Annotated in this window: 1 protein-coding gene and 1 pseudogene; both read left to right on the top strand. The window is 70.1% G+C overall.

The window, feature by feature from the left end; all coding sequences use genetic code 11:
• A partial coding sequence (locus ABZW74_RS24340) for a PD-(D/E)XK nuclease family protein (RefSeq protein WP_355280055.1) occupies nucleotides 1–1,276 on the top strand: 1,276 nt, incomplete at its 5' end.
• Nucleotides 1,269–2,732 (top strand): annotated as a pseudogene (locus tag ABZW74_RS24335) (ATP-dependent helicase); the annotation flags it as partial. The gene ABZW74_RS24340 and the pseudogene ABZW74_RS24335, both read left to right, overlap by 8 nt.
• Nucleotides 2,733–2,827 lie beyond the last annotated feature (95 nt).

The following is a 2,827-nucleotide window of genomic DNA, read 5'->3' as shown; positions in this document are numbered from 1 at the left end:
GGTCGACCTGCTCGACGGGGTGGATCCCGATGCGCTCGACAAGCTCGCACGCCCGGTCGCCGCGCTCGCCGACGAACGGCGGCTGTTGCTCGTCGCGTGCACGCGGGCACGGCGGCGGCTGCTCGTCACGGCGGTCGAGGACGGGAGCGGTGACGCCTCGCCATCGCGTTTCGTCGGTGAACTCGCCGATGCGGTGACCAGATCCGACGGGCCGGCACACGACCCCGGTGAGGAGGGCACACCACTCGATCCCGGTGTGCAACGGGTGCTTTCGCTTCCTTCGCTGGTTGCCACCCTGCGATCCGTCGTCGTCGCGGGTGGAGCCGAACCCGACGAGCGCACGCGGGCGGCCGTGCGGCTGCTTGCGCAGCTGGCCGACTCCGACATTCCCGGCGCGCATCCACGCGACTGGTTCGGGTTGGCCCCGTCGAGCACGGATCATCCCCTGTGGACTCCGGAGAAGGGGCCGGTAGTTCTCTCCCCATCCAACGTCGACGCACTGAGCAAGTGTTCGCTGCGTTGGTTGCTGGAACGCAGCGGCGGCCGCGACGGCGACGCCGCACCCGCGGTCACCGGAAGCCTGGTCCATACGCTCGTGCAGGCGGTGGCCGGCGACCTCGACCCCGACGAGGTGACCGCGGCGCTGCGCGGCATCTGGGACCGCATCGACACCGGCGCCGCCTGGTTCTCCGCGCGTGAACTCGAACGTGCGGAGTCGATGCTGGTGCATTTCCGGGACTGGCTGCGCATCTCGCGCGCCGACCTCACCGAGGCCGGTGTGGAGTTGCCGGTGGATGCGACGGTGCCCGCCGACCCCGGGCCGCCCGATCCCGACCGGCCCGGTTCCGACCTCGACGTGCGTCTGCGCGGCCGCGTCGACCGGCTCGAAACCGATTCCGCCGGAAGGCCGGTCGTCGTCGACGTGAAGACGACCAAGTCGGCCATCACGAAGGCCGACGCGGAAGGCCATGCCCAGATGGCGGCCTACCAGGTGGCGATCGCCAACGGCGGTGTCGCCGCTCTCGGCCGCACCGAACCGGGCGGAGCACGACTGGTGTACGTGTCCTCTCCGCATCGCAGCACGGGCGCGGCGGAACGCACCCAGCCGCCGCTGTCGCCGGAACTGCTCGACGAGTGGATCGGCGTCGTGCGCCGCGCGGCCCGGGCCAGTGTCGGTCCGGAATACGCGGCAACCCCCAATCCGGGGTGCGTGCACTGTCGTCTGACGACGAGTTGCCCGGCCCAGATCCAGGGCAAGGCGGTCACCGATGATTAGCGCGAGTTCGCTGGCCGCCGCGCTGGGTCTGCCCAATCCCACGCCGGAACAGGTCGCGGTGATCGAGGGCCCGGTGGAACCGATGCTCGTGGTCGCCGGCGCCGGTGCCGGCAAGACGGAGACGATGGCCTCCCGGGTGGTGTGGCTCGTCGCCAATCAGATCGTCGGCCCCGACGAGATCCTGGGACTCACCTTCACCCGCAAGGCGGCCAGCGAACTCGGCGCGCGCATCCGGCGTCGGCTGTCGATGCTGTCCGGATCGCCTGCGCTCCGGTCGTGGGATCCGGACGGTTCGCTGACGGCCCGGCTGCGGGGCGCCGACCCCGAAGTCAGCACCTACCACGCGTATGCCGGCCGGCTCATCGGCGATTACGGTCTCCTGCTGCCCGTCGAGCCGCATTCGACGCTGCTCAGCGAGACCGAGCTGTGGCAACTGGCCTTCTCGGTGGTCGCCAACTGGCCGGGCGAACTGCACACCACCAAGACACCCGCGACCGTCACCGAGATGGTGCTCAAGCTCTACGGCGAGATGGCCGAACACCTCGTCGACGTCGACGACCTGCGGCGCGCGGGGTCGGATCTGTACGACATGGTGATGACGCTGCCGAAGGGGCCGCGCCAGCGCGGCGGGCCCAATCAGTCGCTGTTGCGGGTGCGGGAGGTGATCGACGAACGGCGGGAGCTGATCCCGATGGTGGTCGCGCTCGCCGACACGATGCGCGAACAGGCAGCGCTCGACTTCGGCAGCCAGATGTCGATGGCCGCGCGGCTCGTCGTGGCCAATCCGGAAGTGGTTGCCGCCGAACGCACGTCGTTCCGCGCGGTGCTGCTCGACGAGTATCAGGACACCGGACACTCGCAGCGGGTGCTGCTGTCGACGCTGTTCGGCGCCCGTGGGGCCCGCGCGCATCCGGTCGCGGTGACCGCGGTCGGCGATCCGATCCAGTCCATCTACGGCTGGCGTGGGGCGTCGGCCGCCAATCTGCCGCGCTTCGCCGCGGACTTTCCCCGTCCCGACGGCAGGCCGGCGGAACGTCGTGAACTGCTGACGAGTTGGCGCAACTCGGTGAACGGGCTTCGCCTGGCCAACCACATCTCCGAGGAACTACGCCGCCGGGGCATTCCGGTGAGCGTCCTGCGCCCTCGGCCCGACGCCCCGTCGGGCACCGCGTCGATCACGCTGACGCAGACCGTGCTCGACGAACGCGCCTGGGTTGCCGACGCGATCGAGGCGCACTACCGCGCCGCCGAGGATTCCGGGGAGGCGCCACCGACCGCCGCAATTCTGGTGCGCCGCAACGAGGATTCGGCACCTCTGGCCGCCGAGCTGGAGGCGCGGGGAATTCCGGCCGAGGTGGTGGGTATCGGTGGGCTGTTGCACGTGCCGGAGATCGAGGACATCGTGGCGACGCTGCGGGTGATGGCAGATCCGATGGCCGGCACCGCCGCGATGCGACACGATTGACACTGAGAACGACATGATTGAGGCGATGACATGACACAGCCGGACGGGTCCGCGGACCGATTCGCGGAATATGCGGGGGACCTTCG

Origin of the sequence: Gordonia sp. NPDC003585 (assembly GCF_040610755.1) — a bacterium.
Lineage (GTDB): Bacteria > Actinomycetota > Actinomycetes > Mycobacteriales > Mycobacteriaceae > Gordonia.
This window is presented reverse-complemented; position numbering and strand designations above follow the sequence as displayed.